The 19,094-nt window shown below is 62.1% G+C and carries 16 protein-coding genes; 3 read left to right on the top strand and 13 right to left on the bottom strand.

The genetic code is table 11. The features are described from left to right. Window positions 1–102 precede the first annotated feature (102 nt). Window positions 103–2,688 carry a bifunctional aconitate hydratase 2/2-methylisocitrate dehydratase gene (acnB, locus tag A9762_RS06735; protein WP_069341267.1) on the top strand — a complete coding sequence of 862 codons (2,586 nt, stop codon included), beginning with the start codon at window positions 103–105 and terminating at the stop codon, window positions 2,686–2,688. Window positions 2,689–2,790: 102 nt separating this feature from the next. Here the strand turns inward: acnB and A9762_RS06740 are convergent, their stop codons facing one another. The 4 genes from A9762_RS06740 to A9762_RS06755 form a co-directional block, all read right to left on the bottom strand. Next, window positions 2,791–3,657 (bottom strand): endo alpha-1,4 polygalactosaminidase, encoded by an 867-nt coding sequence (locus tag A9762_RS06740; protein ID WP_069341268.1) that lies wholly within the window; start codon window positions 3,655–3,657, stop codon window positions 2,791–2,793. Between the two features lie 210 nt (window positions 3,658–3,867). Beyond that, the gene (locus A9762_RS06745) at window positions 3,868–5,244 is read right to left on the bottom strand and encodes an aldehyde dehydrogenase family protein (protein WP_069341269.1); all 1,377 of its coding nucleotides are present in this window, start codon (window positions 5,242–5,244) and stop codon (window positions 3,868–3,870) included. Window positions 5,245–5,359: 115 nt separating this feature from the next. Continuing rightward, window positions 5,360–5,827: a GFA family protein gene (locus A9762_RS06750; RefSeq protein ID WP_371442557.1), complete on the bottom strand. Its 468-nt coding sequence runs from the start codon at window positions 5,825–5,827 to the stop codon at window positions 5,360–5,362. Window positions 5,828–5,894: 67 nt separating this feature from the next. Beyond that, entirely contained in the window at window positions 5,895–6,929 is a 1,035-nt protein-coding gene (locus A9762_RS06755; RefSeq protein ID WP_240493465.1) for a LacI family DNA-binding transcriptional regulator, read from the bottom strand. Between the two features lie 264 nt (window positions 6,930–7,193). Here A9762_RS06755 and A9762_RS06760 point away from each other — a divergent pair, with 264 nt between their 5' ends. Continuing rightward, window positions 7,194–7,808, top strand: coding sequence for a PolC-type DNA polymerase III (locus A9762_RS06760; protein ID WP_069341270.1), 615 nt, complete (start codon window positions 7,194–7,196; stop codon window positions 7,806–7,808). A 17-nt stretch (window positions 7,809–7,825) separates the two neighbouring features. Here A9762_RS06760 and A9762_RS06765 read toward each other — a convergent pair whose 3' ends face one another. The 4 genes from A9762_RS06765 to A9762_RS06775 all read right to left on the bottom strand — a co-directional run bounded on the left by A9762_RS06765 (window position 7,826) and on the right by A9762_RS06775 (window position 12,284). Continuing rightward, window positions 7,826–8,731: an NAD(P)/FAD-dependent oxidoreductase gene (locus A9762_RS06765; protein WP_069341271.1), complete on the bottom strand. Its 906-nt coding sequence runs from the start codon at window positions 8,729–8,731 to the stop codon at window positions 7,826–7,828. A 199-nt stretch (window positions 8,732–8,930) separates the two neighbouring features. Then, the gene (locus tag A9762_RS06770; protein WP_069341272.1) at window positions 8,931–10,283 is read right to left on the bottom strand and encodes an MFS transporter; all 1,353 of its coding nucleotides are present in this window, start codon (window positions 10,281–10,283) and stop codon (window positions 8,931–8,933) included. 317 nt (window positions 10,284–10,600) lie between these two features. After that, window positions 10,601–10,762, bottom strand: coding sequence for a hypothetical protein (locus A9762_RS28860; protein ID WP_170836198.1), 162 nt, complete (start codon window positions 10,760–10,762; stop codon window positions 10,601–10,603). A 52-nt stretch (window positions 10,763–10,814) separates the two neighbouring features. Next, window positions 10,815–12,284, bottom strand: coding sequence for a putative sulfate exporter family transporter (locus A9762_RS06775; protein WP_069341273.1), 1,470 nt, complete (start codon window positions 12,282–12,284; stop codon window positions 10,815–10,817). 400 nt (window positions 12,285–12,684) lie between these two features. Here A9762_RS06775 and A9762_RS06780 point away from each other — a divergent pair, with 400 nt between their 5' ends. Then, window positions 12,685–13,311, top strand: coding sequence for a LysE/ArgO family amino acid transporter (locus A9762_RS06780; RefSeq protein WP_069341274.1), 627 nt, complete (start codon window positions 12,685–12,687; stop codon window positions 13,309–13,311). On the opposite strand, the gene A9762_RS06785 is transcribed toward A9762_RS06780, so the two are convergent. From A9762_RS06785 to A9762_RS06805, 5 genes are all read right to left on the bottom strand, one after another. Further along, entirely contained in the window at window positions 13,302–14,540 is a 1,239-nt protein-coding gene (locus A9762_RS06785; RefSeq protein ID WP_069341341.1) for a phenylacetate--CoA ligase family protein, read from the bottom strand. The genes A9762_RS06780 and A9762_RS06785 overlap by 10 nt on opposite strands. 122 nt (window positions 14,541–14,662) lie before the next feature. Further along, window positions 14,663–15,475, bottom strand: coding sequence for an ABC transporter ATP-binding protein (locus A9762_RS06790; protein WP_069341275.1), 813 nt, complete (start codon window positions 15,473–15,475; stop codon window positions 14,663–14,665). Between the two features lie 157 nt (window positions 15,476–15,632). Further along, on the bottom strand, window positions 15,633–16,907 hold the full coding sequence (locus A9762_RS06795) for an ABC transporter substrate-binding protein (protein WP_240493470.1): 1,275 nt from the start codon (window positions 16,905–16,907) through the stop codon (window positions 15,633–15,635). A 138-nt stretch (window positions 16,908–17,045) separates the two neighbouring features. Further along, on the bottom strand, window positions 17,046–18,122 hold the full coding sequence (locus A9762_RS06800) for a branched-chain amino acid ABC transporter permease (RefSeq protein ID WP_069341277.1): 1,077 nt from the start codon (window positions 18,120–18,122) through the stop codon (window positions 17,046–17,048). A gap of 55 nt (window positions 18,123–18,177) precedes the next feature. After that, window positions 18,178–19,092 carry a branched-chain amino acid ABC transporter permease gene (locus tag A9762_RS06805; protein ID WP_069341278.1) on the bottom strand — a complete coding sequence of 305 codons (915 nt, stop codon included), beginning with the start codon at window positions 19,090–19,092 and terminating at the stop codon, window positions 18,178–18,180. Between the last annotated feature and the right edge of the window lie 2 nt (window positions 19,093–19,094).

Here is a 19,094-nt window from a genome sequence, read left to right on the forward strand (position 1 = left end):
CCTTACCTGCCATAGGGACTAAAATCTCGCCAAAAGCAGTACTGGAACGAGCCTTGGAGGCCTCAAAACCTCCCCCGAAACGCAACATCAGCAGGTCTCCTCATGCTTGAAAACTATCGTGCTCACGTGGCCGCTCGCGCCGCGCTTGGTATCCCGCCCCTGCCGCTGACGGCCCAGCAGACCGCCGAACTGGTCGAGTTGCTGACGAATCCGCCGGCCGGCGAAGAACAAACGCTGCTGGATCTCATCACGAACCGTGTGCCCGCTGGCGTGGACGAAGCCGCCCGCGTGAAGGCCGGTTTCCTCGCCGCCGTCGCCAAGGGTGAAACGGCTTGCGCGCTGATCTCGCGTGCACGCGCCACCGAACTGCTCGGCACGATGCTGGGCGGTTACAACATCGCGCCGTTGATCGAACTGCTGCCGGATGCCGAAGTCGGCGCCGTCGCGGCCGATGCGCTCAAGAAAACCCTGCTGATGTTCGACCAGTTCCATGACGTCAAGGAACTCGCCGACAAGGGCAACGCCAATGCAAAGGCCGTGCTGCAAAGCTGGGCCGACGCCGAATGGTTCACGAGCCGTCCGGAAGTGCCGGAAAGCCTGACCATCACCGTGTTCAAGGTCACGGGCGAAACCAACACCGACGACCTGTCGCCGGCACCGGACGCCACGACCCGCCCGGACATCCCGATGCACGCGCTGGCCATGCTCAAGAACGCACGTCCCGGCATCACGCCGGAAGAAGACGGCAAGCGCGGCCCGATCAAGTTCATCGAATCGCTCAAGGAAAAGGGCCATCTGGTCGCCTACGTCGGCGACGTGGTCGGTACGGGTTCGTCGCGCAAGTCGGCCACCAACTCGGTGCTGTGGTTCACGGGCGAAGACATCCCCTTCATTCCGAACAAGCGCTTCGGCGGCGTGTGTCTGGGCAGCAAGATCGCTCCGATTTTCTACAACACGATGGAAGACGCCGGCGCCCTGCCGATCGAACTCGACGTGTCGCAGATGGAAATGGGTGACGTGGTCGAACTGCGTCCGTACGAAGGCAAGGCCCTGAAGAACGGCGCCGTGATCGCCGAATTCCAGGTCAAGTCCGACGTGCTGTTCGACGAAGTGCGCGCTGGTGGCCGTATTCCGCTGATCATCGGTCGTGGCCTGACGTCCAAGGCACGCGAAGCCCTCGGCCTCGCCCCGTCGACGCTGTTCCGCCTGCCGCAGCAACCGGCCGACAACGGCCGTGGTTTCTCGCTGGCACAGAAGATGGTCGGTCGCGCCTGCGGTCTGCCGGAAGGTCAGGGCATTCGTCCGGGCACGTACTGCGAACCGAAGATGACCTCGGTCGGCTCGCAGGACACCACCGGCCCGATGACCCGTGACGAACTCAAGGATCTGGCCTGCCTCGGCTTCTCGGCCGACCTCGTCATGCAGTCGTTCTGCCACACCGCGGCTTATCCGAAGCCGGTGGACGTGAAGACGCACCAGACGCTGCCGAACTTCATCAGCAACCGTGGCGGCATCGCCCTGCGCCCGGGCGACGGCGTGATCCACTCGTGGCTGAACCGCATGCTGCTGCCCGACACCGTGGGCACCGGCGGCGACTCGCACACCCGCTTCCCGATCGGCATCAGCTTCCCGGCAGGTTCGGGTCTGGTCGCCTTCGCCGCCGCCACCGGCACGATGCCGCTGGACATGCCGGAATCGGTGCTGGTCCGCTTCAAGGGCAAGATGCAGCCGGGCGTCACGCTGCGTGACCTCGTCAACGCGATCCCGTTGTACGCCATCAAGCAGGGCATGCTGACGGTCGCCAAGCAAGGCAAGAAGAACATCTTCTCGGGCCGCATTCTCGAAATCGAAGGCCTGCCCGACCTGAAGGTCGAGCAAGCGTTCGAACTGTCGGATGCCTCCGCTGAGCGTTCGGCTGCCGGTTGCACGGTGCACCTGAACAAGGACCCGATCATCGAGTACCTGAACAGCAACGTCACGCTGCTCAAGTGGATGATTGCGCAGGGTTATCAGGATCCGCGCAGCCTGCAACGCCGTATCGCGGCGATGGAGCAATGGCTGGCCGACCCGCAACTGCTGTCGCCGGATGCCGACGCCGAGTACGCCGCCGTCATCGAAATCGATCTGGCGGACATCCATGAGCCGATCGTTGCCTGCCCGAACGACCCGGACGACGTGAAGACGCTGTCCGACGTTGCCGGCGCCACGATCGACGAAGTGTTCATCGGTTCGTGCATGACGAACATCGGTCACTTCCGAGCTGCGTCCAAGCTGCTCGAAGGCAAGCGCGACATTCCGGTCAAGCTGTGGGTCGCGCCGCCGACCAAGATGGACCAGAAGCAACTGACGGAAGAAGGTCACTACGGCGTGTTCGGCACGGCCGGTGCCCGCACCGAAATGCCGGGCTGCTCGCTGTGCATGGGTAACCAGGCACAAGTGCGCGAGGGCGCCACGGTCATGTCGACGTCGACCCGTAACTTCCCGAACCGTCTGGGCAAGAACACGAACGTGTACCTCGGCTCTGCGGAACTGGCAGCGATCTGCTCGCGTCTGGGCAAGATCCCGACCAAGGAAGAGTACATGGCCGACATGGGTGTGCTCGCCAGCAATGGCGACAAGATCTACAAGTACATGAACTTCGACCAGATCGAAGACTTCAAGGAAGTCGCCGACACGGTGCAGATCTAAGTGTGCTGTCGGATTACGGCGTGATCGTTACGCCGTAGCCCGATGAAAAAAGCGCCGCTGGCCAATGGCTAGCGGCGCTTTTTTATTGATCACAGAAATACATCAACGGCCGTCGCAACTAAATCGATAGCTGTTATCGAGTTCCTTGGCCAGCACCAGCGTGCGCAAATTGGCCAGACTTGCCGCGTCGCACAGCGTGCGTTGCAATGCCGGCGTTCGATACGGCAGCCAATACTCCGCATTGAGTACCGGCTTGTTCTTCGCCGTGAAGACGGCATAGCCCTCGCATTCCTTCTGCTCGTTGCACTCCTCGTTGACGGCGAAATCGAACCACGGCTCAAGCGCGGCGAGTTGGCCCACGTCGTTCTTGAGCCCGACGGCGAGTTCTCGCCAGTGGGCTTCGTTGGCAATGAAGGTGTTGAAGTCGAGCTGATCGCGCGCCGTCAGCGAGAACCCCGTGTCGTTCGCATAGCCGTCGACGTTATCGGGCTCGACGCCGTCACACCCCTTCGCCGCTGCCCTGTCCAGGCGCTGCTTGACGACCCTCCGAACGTTTTCCGAGCGAATGTCCAGCCAGCGCTCGCCCTTCCATTCGTGAAGACGCTTGCCCATCTCCGCCGCATTGAACTGCGGGAAATCCGGCCGCCAGTCCTCCGAGCTTCCCGCAGAGAAGTAGCACACGACCTTGCGGCCCGCGCGCTTGAGCGCATCGATGGTCGACGGGTCCACATCGAACAGATCGACGTCGTAGATCTTCACGTCGTACGACGTATCGATCTTGCCTCGAAGCTGCCATTGCCAGGTGTCTGAGACATGGGGCGTCCAGTGTGCAGGCACATTCGCCGGCGCAGCCTTCACAGGACTGGCTGCAATCATGGCAACGGGCACGGTGGATGCCGACGCATCGGACAGAAATGCAGCACAGAACAATACAGCGGTGACGCAGGACAGCACTTTGAGCGTTTTCATTACGTGAGCGAATTTACCGTTGTCGACGAATATCCCGGGAGATGGTATTCGTCACCGCGATTCGCTCGATGAACAAATAGTGGAGTTTCGAGGGAGTTTCATGCTGCCAGACGGCGCCCGCCAACGACAGGCCAATGAGCCGGGTCAGACGTTGCGAGCGAAAGGCCCACAAAGTCTGTCCGTTGTCTCATATCAGAACACCCTCACCACTCAGGCGTGTCCAGCCACACGTATCAACTTTCGGTTCAAAAACTCCCCGATGCCGATCTCCGAGAGTTCTCGCCCAAAACCGGAATTCTTCACACCACCAAACGGCAACCCCGGCGAATCGGCAAAGCACGAGTTGATGTAGACCATTCCGGCGTCGATGTAAGACGCAACGCGCTTGGCATTCTCGACGTCAGCATCAAACACGTAACCGCCCAGGCCATACGGTGTTGCGTTCGCCAACTGAATGGCCTGCGCTTCATCGTCGACGACATAGAACGACAGCACGGGGCCAAACGCTTCCTGTCCGTAGAGCGGATTATCGGCATCGATATCGGTCAGAATCGTCGGTTCGAGATAGAAGCCGGGACGATCGATACGCTTGCCGCCAAAGACCACCGTCGCGCCAGCAGCCTTCGCATCGTCGATCTGCTTGAGCAGCCCCAGCAACGCCTGCTCGCTCACCAGCGGCCCCAGCAACGTCGTCTCGTCTGTCGGATCACCGACCGGAATGGCAGCAAACTTCGCTTTGAGTGCCGCCAGCACGTGTTCGCCGCGCTCCTGACCGATCACAATGACGCGTTTGATGTTCACGCAGCCTTGCCCGTTGTTGAACGTGCGCCCCATGACGATCTGCTCCACCGCGTGATCGAGCGGCGCACCTGGCAAGACAATCGCCGGGTCGCTCCCCCCGAGCTCAAGAATCACTTTCTTGAGGTTACGCCCCGCCCGCTCGCCAACCGATGTCCCGGCGCGCTCACTGCCCGTCAACGCGACGCCCCGCACACGAAAATCGTCAACCAGACGCCCGATCTGCTCGACGCTACAAAACAGATTCGTATAAGCGCCCTGCGGCGCCCCCGCCTCCTCGAACAAACGGGCAAATGCCTGCGCACACTGCGGCACATTCTCCGCATGCTTCATCAGCACGACGTTGCCCGCGATCAACTGAGGCGCAGCCACACGCGCCAATTGGTAGTACGGGAAGTTCCACGGCTCGATAGCCAGAATGACGCCGATCGGCTCCGACAGCAGCGTTGCGCCGGGCTCCCCCGGGAGCGCCTGCTCTGCCAGCAACCGCGCGCCGTGCATGGCGTAGTAATCGAGAATGTCCGCGACCAGATCGATTTCCATGTAACCGAAACGCGTCACCTTTCCCATTTCGAGCGTTGGATACTTGACATACTCGTCACGTTTTTCGCGCAAGATCCGTGCGGCACGCGCCACGATTGCCGCTCGCTCGGCGACGGGGCGCCAGCGCCAATCCTCACGGTAACGGCGGTCGGCCGTCTCTAGCGCGGCGAACACTTCCTCGTCCGTCTGGAAAGGAAACGCCTTGATCAGTTCTCCCGTCGCCGGGTTGATAGTTTGAAAGCTCATGGTTGACTCCTGATAATCGACCCGACGGACACCGACCGAAACGGTGCCTCACACCTTGGTCGATGATGAATGCACCGACAACACGAAAACGTTTTCGTAAAAAGACAAAAAAATATCAAATCACGGGGGCCTGCGCGAACTGCGTCGCGGTGGCTACCGGCGAATGCCAGCCCCAAGCGTGTTCCATGTAGATCTCCATCTGCGGCATTACCCCGGCCGGATCGTCGAGGGTGCCCGCTTTGACGATCATCATTTCGGGCAGATTCATCGCCTCCGTTCTCACCGGAGACCCGCATTTGCCGCAGAAATGCCGGTAAGAGGGCAGACCGCTGTCCCCGCTATCCGTATAGCAACTCGTCTCTCCCGTCTGCACGTAATGACTCGCACCAACCAATAGATTGATCGAGTACGCGCTCCCACTCGCCCGCTGGCAGTGCGTGCAGTGACATACGACGACTGCCGCCGGTGCCCCTGTTATCCGGTATCGGACAGCCCCGCACAGGCATCCGCCTTCCTTGACATCCATGACTTGATTCATACGAATTTCCCGAAACAACGAAAACGTTTTCGAAACATTGTACATCACGGCCAAAAGAGGAGACGAAGACCACTTTGGGGATGGGGCTTAGACGCGTCGAGAAACCGAGGCGTCAGATGCCGGGCGCGACACTCACGCCATGGGATGACCGAAGTATCAACTCGGGCGACCAGACTTCCTGCAACGATTCCACGGACTTGCCGTTCATTTGTGCGAGCAGCAGATCCACCATTCGCTGACCGGCTTGCAGTGTCGGTGCGGAGAATGTTGTGAGAGGCGGGTTCAGGTACGGGCCAAGCGGATGGTTATCGCAGCCGATGATCGCCACATCGGCCCCCGGGCGTTTGCCCGTCTCGGTAATGGCCTGTATCGCGCCGCTAGCGATGAGGTCGTGTCCGCACATGATGGCCGTCGGCGGTTGCTTCATCGCCAGCAGCTTGCGCGCGCCCGCGAGACCGCCCGCTTCCGAAAGTTCCGATTCGACGATCATTTCCGGATCAAAAGGCAATCCCGCCGCATCAAGCGCGGCGCAGTACCCTTCGCGCAGATGCTGGCTGAGCATGAGGTAACCGGGCGTGCATAGCAGGGCGATCCGACGATGCCCAAGCCCGATGAATCGGGCGGTACCGTTACGCCCGGCAACCGTCCTGTCGATATCGACGAAGGGGAACGGATCGCCGGTTTCGCTTCGCCCTAACGTGACGAACGGGATGCCTCGCTCCTGCAGAAAACGGATTCGCGGGTCGTCACGACGTGTGCGCCCGAACATGACCGCATCCACGCGCTGCTTCTCTACGAGACGGCGAAAGCTGTCGACTTCGCTTTCGACACTCCGGGCGGTAACGATTACCAACTGGAATGGCGTTTTCTCCAGTCCCTCGTCAATGCCCATCAGAAGGTCGAGGAAAAACGGATGGGCAAAGTGACTTTGCGGCGGGGACAGAACAAAGCCAATCGTTTCCGAGTGCCCACTACGAAGGCGCCGGCCGGCGGGATCGGCAGAAAACCCGAATTCCTTCGCGGCGTGCAAGACCCTTTCCCGGGTGGCTTCGCTCACGTCGGACCGACCGTTCAGCGCTTTGGAGACGGTCGATACCGCCAAATCGAGCTGGCGCGCCAACTCGACGATACTGATGCGCCGATTCATCTCGTTTCTGGTACCCGACAGGCCTTAGACCGCAGCACTCTATCACGATACCCATACCGACGAAAACGATTTCGAGCCGTGGTTTCGCACGTTTGTGCCACCGTTCGACCGAGGCCCCCGTCACCGCCGGCGCAGTCTTCGCGCTGACCTCGGACGATCGACGGACCTTGTAAAATCACGGGCAAATTCTTACGCTGGCCCACGTTGTTGCCGCCCTCGGCCCTGCCGTCGGCACACTGGGCGAGGCACCCAATGAGACGTAGCATGCAGACAGTAGCGATCCTCGACTTCGAAACCACCGGCCTCTCGCCCACTCAAGGCGACCGGGCCACGGAAATCGCCGTTATCCTCCTGCGCGACGGGCAGATCGTCGACCGTTATCAGAGCCTGATGAACGCCGGGCGGCGCATTCCGTCGGACGTCGCAGCACTGACCGGCATCACGAACGACATGATCGCCTCGGCACCGCCCGTGGCGCAGGTGATGCGCGAGGCGGCCGCGTTCGTCGGTCAATGCCCGGTCGTCGCTCACAATGCCGGATTCGACAAACGCTTCTGGCAAGCCGAACTCGCCATGCTGGGCACACGCGCCGATCATGCATTCGCCTGCACAATGCTGACCGCGCGGCGCCTCTATCCGAACGCACCGAATCACCGGCTCTCCAGCCTCGCGGATCTGCTCGCACTCCCGAAGACCGGTCGTGCCCACCGGGCCATGGTCGATGCGGAAATGACGACCCACCTCTGGCGTCGTATGCACGACGACATCTCGCGCACCTACGGCCTGAAGCGGGTGGACCACGCTCTCATCTCGCGCGTGCAGAGCACCAGCAAGGACAAAGTGCCGACGCTGCTCAGATCGCTTGCACAGGACACCTGACCTGGGCTTGATCGAATTCAGCGACCAAAGATCAAGGATCGATGCGCTCCAACGCCCGCCGCCACGCCTGCCGCCGACGCGAACGTGGCGTTCGTCATGGCGTTCGACGCATCGCCCGCCGCAAAGACGCCCGGCACAGTGGTTTCCTTCCAGTCGCCCACACGAATCAACGGGCCCAGCGGCCCTTCGTCGATCGCACAACCGAGTTGCACGGCGAGATCGTTCGCCATAGCGGATTGGGGAGTGATGAATAACGCGTCGACAGGCACAACACGGCCATCGACCAGACGCACCGCTTCGATGTGCGGCACATCGCCAAGCAACTCGGCCACCGGCGTGCGCTCGACAACAACACCACGCGCAGCCAGCAGCGCCGCCTCTTGCGCATCGGGTTCGACGATACCTTGCGTGAACCACGTCGTCGGCCCCCAATCAGGGATCAGCATCGCCTGATGCACCGACAATGAATGCGTCGCCAGCACGCCCAGTCGTCGGCCGGCCACTTCGAAGCCGTGACAATACGGACAATGCAACACGCCGACACCCCATCGCGATTCGATCCCCGGTACCGGCGGCAACACGTCCCTCACCCCAGTTGCGAGAATCAGGCGACTCGCTTCACGCTGCGCGCCGTCGGCCAGCGCAACGCGGAAACCCCCAAGCGCGCCGGAGACCTTCCGCACCTCGGCCTCGATCACTGTCACTGTCGGATACTTCAGTAACTGCGCTGTCGCCGTCGCGACGATCTCCGACGGCGAGACCCCATCAAGTCCAAAGAAGCCGTGCGAATGCGGTGCAAAGCGGTTGCGAGGCAGGCGGGCGTCGATCATCAGCACACGACGACGCGCACGCGCCAACTGCATCGCTGCAGACAAGCCAGCAAAGCTGCCGCCCACGATGATCACTTCGAATGGTTCCTGCATTCGCATTTCTCCCATTAAGCAACGGGATGAAATCGAGTGACATCACCCCACATAAGAAACTTTAAAAGTTACATGATAGAGCACAACAACCCTATCACGCAACTTCATATGTTTCGAATGAGAAGGATGGGTATGGAAGGCTCACCACAGTCCCTGCACGGCAAGCCTTCCGTCGATTTGACGGCGCGTTACAGCCCCTTCACCGCCCCTTCACCGCATCCATGACGGGGACAGACGAGACTTCCGGCGACTGACGATTACGCAGTTCCCTGCGCGCGACGCGGGGACCGTACCAGACGGCCACCAGGCTGACGAGAATCAACGCCGAGTAGAAAAGCTGGATCGGCAGGATGCTCGGCGAATAGGCGCTCACCAGCGCAACGGCCCCCAAAGGCACGATGCCTGACACCAACGCACCGGAGAGCTGATACCCGAAGGAGATGCCGGTAAAGCGCAACTCGACCGGATACAGCGTCGTGAAGAATCCGGAGAGCGTGGCGTAATACAGGCCGTGTCCGACATACGAGAGAATCACGCCCGCAAACACGCTGACCGCGCTACCGTCCTTGATCAGCGCGATGAGCGGCACCGGTACACAAACGAGGTACAACACCGTAAAGATGATCTGCGCCCGTTGTACGGAAATCCTGTCGGCGATCATCGCCGCCACGGGGGTGACGAAAATCTGCACGAAAGCGCCCGCCAGCAACGCGCTCAGGAACAGGCTCTTGTCGATGCCCAGCGTGCCCGTCGCCCAGTTCAGCGCAAAGATGTTGCGGAAATAAACACCCGCCACGGCAAACGAACCGACGAACACACAAAGGCTCGTGAGCGGAAACTGTCGGAGCACATTGGTGAGCGGCGCGCTCGCTTCCTTCATCTTCTTCTGCCGCTCGCGAGCGGCAATGAACTCCGGATTCTCTTCGAGCGTCATGCGGATCAACAAGCCCACGATCAGCAGCACGCCGCTGAGCAGGAACGGGATTCGCCATCCGCCATTGATCAGGAAGTTGTCGCTCATGGCCATGAACGTCAACGTCGCGAGGCACGAACCGGCCGGCGAGCCCATCTGTGCCATCGATGCGGCAAGCGCCTTGCGATGCGGCGGGGCCGCCTCAGAAGCCACGAGCACTGCCCCGCCCCATTCGCCGCCGACGGACAGGCCTTGCGCCAGACGAAGCAGCACGAGCAGTACCGGCGCCCAGATGCCGATCGACTGGTACGTCGGCAACAGACCGATACACATCGTCGATCCGCCCATCAACAGCAGGGTGATGAGCAGCGACGACTTGCGGCTGATCTTGTCGCCGATATAACCGAAGACGATCGCCCCGATGGGACGCAGCAAAAAGCCAAACGCAAACGTGCCGAGCGCGAGCAACGTCTGTGCGAGATGATCGTCCGAGGGGAAAAACAGTTTGCCGATAATCAATGCGGCAGCGGTACCGTAGACGTAAAAGTCGTACCACTCGATGGTCGTGCCGATGAAGGCGCCGAGGGCGGCGCGACGCGCCTGACGGGATTTGTCTTGCGATTGATTCAACTCCGACATCATTGTCTCCGGGGGTGATGTTTTCGGAACTTGTTATCCCCCTCTTCGTCGACTGCGAAGTGTTATTGGCCGAAGCCTGGATCTTTGACGTGCGTGTGCGAGCCGCAAAGAGGGTCGCGTATTATTCGGACACCCGGCTCCAGCGGTAAAGCAACATTAAATTATCGGGTGATGCGTTTTTGTCAGCATCTTCCCTTCGTACACCTCAATACACCTCACTACACCTCACTACACCTCCCCGGCAGCCCCAAAAGCAAACCGCCCCGAAACACGGTGCTGTATGCACCGTTTCGGGGCGGAGAATCAGAACAGCGCGATCAGACCGATGCGACAGGCAGGAAGTGATTCACGATGCCGAGCACGACCAGCAAGACGATACCGAGCGTGAGGCTGCCCGCAATCAGTTTCTTCTCGATGGGAAGTAACGGCTCTTCCGGAATTTCGGCGATGCTTTTCGACAGTTCGTTGAGATCGGACATACGAATGGGATTCCTCAGATAAGACGGCGAATCAGTCACGGGCGGCACAGTGTCAGGCCAGCGGCGGCTTCACGCCGTGGAAGAACAGCCACGAGATCAGCAGTCCGACCCAGATCACGAAACCGAACAGGCTGATGACGTAGACGGCGGCGAGCTTGCCGATACCGTCCGCCCAGAGCTTGCGGAAATTCGACAGCAAGCCGATGGAGAAGAACGTCAGCACGAAGAAGATCACGCGGAAGTTGTTGGCCTCCCCGACCGCGCCTTTGATCCTCGCGGCCACTTCCGGGCCGGCGCTCAACGAGAACGCGAGCGCCACCGCGAACGTCACGACGAAACCGATGATGAACTTCGGGAAGCGTTCCCAGATTTCACGCGGGCGCGCACGGTTCGACGGGTCGGTGACGTTGATGTGATTCGTCCAGATCCACGCGAGGATGAACGACCAGATGCCGATGAACACGTCGATAAACACCTTGATCGTAGCCGTCGTGCCGACGATCCAGCCTGCGGCGTAGTGCGTGCCGCCGGCGGCGGCCTTGGCGTTGATCAGCGCTTCGGTGATCGCACCGCCGGCCACGGCAGCGCCGTCGGTCTTCACCGCGAGACCGAGCCATGCCGCGGCGACCAGCGGATCATCCGCCAGAAAGTGCTGCGCAAAAAACGGGAGGATCAGCAGTTCGATGACCGCGAACACCACCACCAGCGACGACACGAGAATCGGCACCGCCGGGCGCGCACGAATGGCGCTCCCCGTCGAAATCGCAGCGGCGACACCGCAAATCGAGATGCCCGACGCCAGCGGCACGGCCCACTCGCGCGGAAACTTGAACCACTTGCGCGCGATGAAGTACACGACCGCCCAATAGATCAGATACGCCTCGACGATGGCCGCGACACCGCGCAACAAAATCGACGACGCGAACGACAGCCGCTCGGCGACCGTCACTGCGATGAACGCCCCCAGCACCACGATGGCCGTCTTGATGTACCACTCGGGGCGCACCGCGTCGGAGAGCCAGGCTGTCGCTCCCGGAAAGACGTTGGCGATCACGAGGCCGGCGAGCAGCGCCACGATGTAGCCGCCTTCGTTGGTGAGACGCAGCGACCAGTCGATGCCGAACTTCGCCTGTTCCGTCGGGGTGACGGCCGCCAGATGCGCGTAGCTGCCGACGAACCAACTGGCGTAGGCGAGCCAGAACAGGACCGAGAACCGCACGGCAAAGCGTTTGACGTCCTGTTGCAGCGACGCCGCACCGAGCGACAGCACGACCGTCAGCACGATCCATGTCGCAAGAAAAGCGCCGATGCCGCCGATCCGCCCATAACCGGCCGTGGCCGGTGCCAGCGCCGCCGCCGGATCGGTCCAGACGCGCGTGGTAACGACCCAGCCGATCGGGTCGGCCCCCGAGACGCCGATCAGTCCTGCGGCAACGATGACGAGTCCGATGATGACCGCCAGCCAGTCTTCACTGAGCGGCTTCGCAGCGACGAGCTGCGGTGTTGTGGTGGCTTCCGCCATAACGCATTCCCCCAAAAGTACGTGTTACGTGACGTATTGAACGATGGCCTGGGTGCACCGCCTGATGACTGTTGTGGGTGTCGTTGCACAGAAGCAGCACTGGCAACGCAGGCGGGCGAGCCCATCCTAGGCATCGGACGACGTCGGGGGAACCAACGATTTGCGCTATGGATGGATGCGGAGGTGGCGCATGCAAATGCGCGTGGACCCCATATGAAAAGCGAGATTTTTGCCTCGCGTTTTGTCTGTCGAGACCGCGCCGCCAGGGCGTGGCGTGCGCCGCGACGATGCGGGGCAAACGAACGTGAATCCGTTCGCGATTGCATTTGTCACAAACGACTTTTATAGTTCGGAAACTTAACTATTCCCGGTTCAGCTTAAGAGGTTGTCGGCATCTCGCATGTTAGACACCTCTGCATTCGCCGAAGGATTGCTCCTCGGCCTTGGCCTTTTCACTTCTGTCGGCCCGAAAGACGCGTTCGTCATCCGGCGCGCCATTACCGGGCAGTACCTGTTGCTGATCGTTCTGATCTGTGCGGGCAGCGATGCACTGCTCATCGCGCTGGGCACCGGTGGACTTGCGGCACTTCTGAACCGCTATCCGATGGTGTTGAGCGTTGCCTTGTGGGGCGGCATCGGGTATCTCGTCTGCCACGGGCTGGTCGCATTGCGCTCGGCGATTCGCGGTCATCACGAAGCGACGACGGGCGACGTCAGGCAGCGTCACACTGTCGTCCAGACCTTGCTCGCCACCTCCGCCGTCTCGCTGCTGAACCCCTATGCCTGGGTCGATACGGTGCTGGTGCTGGGGTCAATTACCGCGAGCAAGGCCGTCGAAGCGCGCATGCCGTTCACCTTCGGCGCGGTCGCCGCGTCATTCGCATGGTTCTTCGCGCTCACGTATCTTGCCTACGCCTGCCGCTGGATCTTCTCGCGCCGTGTCGCATGGCGCGCTCTGGACGGCTTCGTCGCGCTCATGATGTTCGGGATTGCGGGGCATCTGGCAATGCAAAGCGCTCAATCGTAAGCCCGCGCATCCTCCACCAGCTTCCCGTCCGCCGGGAGCGAGCCCGCGGCCACGAAGTCGACTTCGCCGCGCAAGCGCGTCACATCGCGCAACGTCTCCTGCACGCGCGCCGCCAACCCTTCCGGCGGCGTGTCGGTCGTCTCGCAGAGCAGTCGCATCCGGTCGTCACCCACACGCCCTTCCACGCGCAGACGCACGCGAACCAACTCCGGATAGCGCTTGCCGATCTCGCCGATCTGGCCCGGATGCACGAACATGCCCCGCACCTTGACGGTCTGATCGGCGCGGCCGAGCCAGCCCTTGAGGCGCACGTTCGTCCGCCCGCACGGGCTGATACCCGCCTCGATCGCCGACAGGTCGCCGGTCGCGAACCGGATCAACGGATAGTCCGGATTGAAGTTCGTCACCACGACCTCGCCGACCTCACCGTCCGCTACCGGCTTCGTTCCGCCCGGCTCCACCAGTTCGACGAGCACGTTCTCGTCGACGATCAACCCGGCCTGCGCGTCGCTCTCGAACGCGATCAGTCCGAGATCCGCCGTGCCGTACAACTGACGCGCCGTAATCCCCCGCCCGTTGAACCATTCCCGCAACGACGGCGGCAGCGCCTCGCCGGATAACGTCGCGCGCCGGATGCTGCTGATGTCCGCTCCCGCCGCCTCGCCCTTCTCGATCAGGATCTTCAGGAACGACGGCGTGCCCGCATACGCCACCGGCCGCAGATGACGAATCGCTTCCAGTTGCAGCTCCGTCTGCCCCACGCCAGCCGGGAAGACGCAGCAGCCCAGACGCGTCGCCCCCGTCTCGATCATCATGCCCGCCGGGGTGAAGTGATACGAATACGTGTTGTAGACGAGATCCCCCGCGCGCAATCCGGCCGCGAACATCGCCCGCGCGAAGCGCCACCAGTCGCTGCCGCGCCCGTCCGGCTCATAGATCGGGCCGGGCGATTGATAGACGTGAGCCAGCCCGCTGACGGGCGTCGCGTTCAGACCGCCCAGCGGCGGGTGCCGCTGCTGGAAGGCCGACAGATCCGATTTGCGCGTGACGGGCAGGCCGGCCAGTGCGTCGCGCGAACCGATCTGGCTCGCATCGACGTCGCCCAGCGTCTCGGCAAAGTAGGCCGCATGCGTGCGGGCGTGGGCCACCTGCCCGGGCAGCGCGGCGAGCAGCGCCTGCTCGCGAAGCGCCGGCGCACGCGTTTCCAGCGTATCGAAGTATTGGTTCATATCCACGATGAGGCGATCAGGATTCAGGGTCCCGCGCACGGCCATGCCCCTGGCGGCGTCTGGACAGGCCGGCGTTCTTTCGGGTGCGTTCGGGTTCGTTTGTCTATCCGCTGGCTATCCGTTCAGGCGATCCAGCGCTTACGACGCCGGTAGCTCTTGACGTTACGGAAACTGCCCGCGCTACTCGCGCCGTCCTTGGCGATGCCGAGATAGAACTCCTTGACGTCCTCGTTATCGCGCAGCACGTCGGCGTCGCCGTCCATCACGACGCGACCGTTCTCGAGGATGTAGCCATAGTCGGCATAGCGCAGCGCCGCCATGGTGTTCTGCTCGGCCAGCAGGAAACTGACGTTCTCGCGCTGGTTCAGATCGCGCACGATCGTGAAGATCTCTTCAACGATCTGCGGCGCCAGCCCCATCGACGGTTCGTCGAGCAGAATCATCGACGGCTGCGCCATCATGGCGCGACCGATCGCACACATCTGCTGCTCGCCGCCCGACGTGTAGCCGGCCTGCGACTTGCGGCGTGTCTTCAGACGCGGGAAATAGGCGTAGATGCGCTCCAGCGCGTGCTGCTGCGCACTGCGCGACGCGTGCCGCACATAACTGCCGGTCAGCAAATTCTCTTCGATGGTCAGATGGCCGAAGCAGTGACGCCCCTCCATCACCTGAATCACACCGCGCTTGACGAGCCCGTTCGGGGTGAGCTTTTCGACCCGCTCGCCGCGATAGTCGATCGTCCCCTTCGTCACTTCGCCCCGCTCGGCATGCAGCAGGTTCGAGATGGCCTTGAGCGTCGTACTCTTGCCCGCGCCATTGGCCCCCAGCAGCGCCACGATCTTGCCTTCCGGCACGATCAGCGACACGCCCTTGAGCACCAGAATGACGTGGTCGTAAATGACTTCGATGTTATTGACGCGCAAACTCGCTTCCATGCGTGACTCCGCAATCGTTGCTGCCGGGACCGGTGGGTGATGGCATCCCTCCCCGCCGGATCGTCCGATGTGTCGATGTGTCGATGCGCCCCTCGCCCGTGCTACGTGCCGCCATGCAGCGCCGGCGAGGGGCCTTGCCTAACGGCTCTGCCCGTCCTTACCCCTTGAAGCAGGCGGGCGTCATGCCCTTTTCCTTGGCGTATTGCTTGGCCGACGCTTCGAACAACGGGTGGATCAGACGACGATTGCCCTCGATCCAGTCGGACACCATGACCCACTTGGCGCCGTCCCATTGCTGAATGCGCACCTTGCCCGAGCCTTCGTGGTCCTCGCAGCTCGTCTTGATGTCCGGCAGCAGGCCCGTCGCGCCGAGCGCCTTGAGACGGGCAGCGTCGATGTTCAGGTTTTCGAGCGCCCAGCGCACCTGCACCGGCGTGGAGACCTTGCCTTTACCGAACTTGTTCTGTGCGGTATTGAGCGCCTCGACCGTCGCTACGGCCGCCGACACGCCACGGTTGTACAGGACCGAACCGACCTTCGACGGGTCCTGCATATTCCCCTTGCCCGCGCCGTACACGACCTTTTCGATGTCGGCGATGAGCGGCACCTGTTTGCCCGCCACGTTCCACGTCGCACTCATGTAGCCCTTGGCCGCCGGACCGGCCGGGATCGTGTCTTCCTCCGAGCCAGCCCACCAGCTACCGACGATCTTCTCGCGCGGATAGCCGACCTTCTGGGCCGCCTTGAGCGCCGTCTGGTTCATCACCCCCCAACCCCAGAACACCACGTAGTCGGGGTTCTCCTGACGAATCCGCAGCCACTGCGCGCCCTGCTCGTTACCCGGGTGCGCCACCGGAATCTCGATCAGGTTGAACTTGTGAATCTTCGATTCGGCCTGCATGGCGACGATCGGCTCCTTGCCGTACGCCGAGTCGTGGTACAGGAACACGATCTTCTTGCCATTGAGCGATCCGCCGTTCTTGTCGGCGAGGAACTTGATGATGGCCGACGCCTGCATCTGGTACGTCGTCACCAGCGGGAACGCCCACGGGAACACGGTGCCGTCTACGGCGTCGGTGCGCCCGTAGCCCATCATCACGAGCGGCACCTGATCGGTGGCCGTCTTGTCGATCAGCGCGTACGAAATGCCCGTCGCCATCACGTGATAGGCGGTACCTTTCGTCACCGGGTTCTTGCCCTTGAGACGCTCATAGCACTCCACGCCCTTGGCGTTGTTGTACTCGGTCTCGCACTCTTCCCACGTGAGCTTGACGCCGTTCACCCCGCCGTTCTTGAGGTTGACGTATTGCAGATAGTCGATGAACCCGCCATAGAACGACTGGCCGTTGGCGCCATACGGGCCGACGCGATAGTCCGCCAGCGCGATGAACTGCTCGTTCGACTGCGCGAACGACGTCCCTGCCACTCCCATCGCCCCCGTGCCGAGCGCCAGCGCCAGGCCCAACGATGTCGTCAACTGTTTCGTGTTCATGCTGTGTCTCCATCTGTGGTTTTGTGTATGACCGAACTTGCACCGGCAATACGTGAATACGTGCCGGCTTGGCGAACCTCAATGCGGGAAGGGCCAGATGCGAAGCTTCTCCTTGGCGATCTGCCACAGCCGCGCCAGCCCATGCGGCTCGACAATCAGAAAGAAGATGATGAGACCGCCGAACACCATCATCTGGATGTGCGAAACCGTGGCGTTGGTGAACGGCAGATGCAGGAAGGTAGCGATCGTCGGCAAGGTGCTGTCGAGCAGGATCGGCAGCAGCAGAATGAACGCCGCGCCCAGAAAGCTGCCGAGAATGCTGCCCACGCCACCGATGATGATCATGAACAGAATGCGGAACGACAGGTCGAGCGAAAAGCCGTCCGGCTCGACGGAGCCGAGATAGCAGTACGCGTACAGTGCGCCCGCCACACCGCAGTAGAACGAACTCACCGCGAACGCGAGCAGCTTCACGCGCATGAGCGGAATGCCGATCACTTCGGCAGCGACGTCCATGTCGCGCACGGCCATCCAGGCGCGACCAATGTGCGAGCGCACGAGATTCTTGGCGATCAGCGCCATGACCGTCACCACGCCCAGCACGAACAGGTACTTGCGCACGGGCGTGTCGACATCCACGCCGAACACGGAGATCTTCTGCGCCGTAATTACGCCCGACGAACTGTTGTTCGACAGCCAGGGAAATTTCGTCAGCACCCACAGCACGAAGAACTGCGCGGCCAACGTCGCGACCGCCAGATAGAAGCCCTTGATGCGCAGGGACGGCAGCCCGAACGCTATGCCGACGAGCGCGGCGCACACGCCACCCAGCGCGAACGACGCCAGAATCGGCATGCCCTCGATGCGCAACTGGAAGTTGTACGACGCGTACGCGCCAACAGCCATGAATGCCGCCGTGCCGAGCGACAACTGCCCCGCGTAGCCCGTCAGCAGATTCAGGCCAAGCGCGGCGAGCGAGAACACGAGAAACGGCACGAGGATGGCGGTGAGCCAGTATTCGGAGGCAATCCATGGCAGCACCCCGAACGCCACCACGAGCACGGCGCTCACGGCGATGCGGTCCTGCCGGATCGGGAAAATCTGGCTGTCGGCAACGTATGACGTCTTGAACTGCCCAGCTTCGCGATAGAACATGTGTGGCCTCTGCAATGAATGCTTACGCGGACATTCCGGATGGATCGCTCACCGCTCAGACGCGGTCGATGTGCCGCTCGCCGAACAGCCCTTCCGGGCGTACCAGCAGGAACAGCAGCGCGAACACGTACGGGAACCAGCCCTCGATACCGCCGAAATTTCCACCGAACTGGGCTTGCAGCAACTGCGGCACGTAAATCTCCGCGAGCTTCTCCGCCGCGCCGATGATCAGCCCGCCGACGATGGCGCCCGGAATCGACGTGAAGCCGCCGAGAATCAGCACGGGCAGCGCCTTGAGCGCCGTCATCGTGAGCGCAAACTGCACGCCGTTACGCGAACCCCACAGCATGCCCGCCACCAGCGCGACGAAGCCCGACACGCTCCACACCACGACCCAGATGCGCTGCAACGGAATGCCCAGCGAGAGCGCCGCCTGATGGTCGTCGGCCACCGCGCGCAACGCTCGGCCGATGCTCGTCGCCTTGAAGAACAACGCGAGCAGCGCGACCAGCACGGCGGCGATACCGGCGGCCGCGAGGTCGAAGCTGCTCACCAGCACGCCGGTCGAGTCCATGATCGAGGCGATGGGCTCGTCCACGATGCCCAGCGACAGCGGACGCACCTCGTTGCCCCACAGCAGCGGCGCGAGGCCTTCGAGGAAGAACGACAGGCCGATCGTCGCCATGAACAGCGTGATGGGCGACTGGTTCACGAGCTTGCGCAACACGAAGCGTTCCGTGGCCATGCTCATGAGCACCATGACGACGAACGCCCCAATGGCGGCCGCCCACAGCGGCAGGCCACTCTCCATGAGACCGACGACCGACAATGCCGCGAAGTACACCATCGCGCCCTGCGCGAAGTTGAAGACCCCGGACGCCTTGAAAATCAGCACGAAGCCCAGCGCCACGAGCGAATACATCACGCCCGAGAGCAGACCGCCGATCAGGATTTCGAAAAAGAACTGCATCG

Origin of the sequence: Pandoraea sp. ISTKB (assembly GCF_001721285.1) — a bacterium.
Taxonomy (GTDB): Bacteria; Pseudomonadota; Gammaproteobacteria; order Burkholderiales; family Burkholderiaceae; genus Pandoraea; species Pandoraea capi.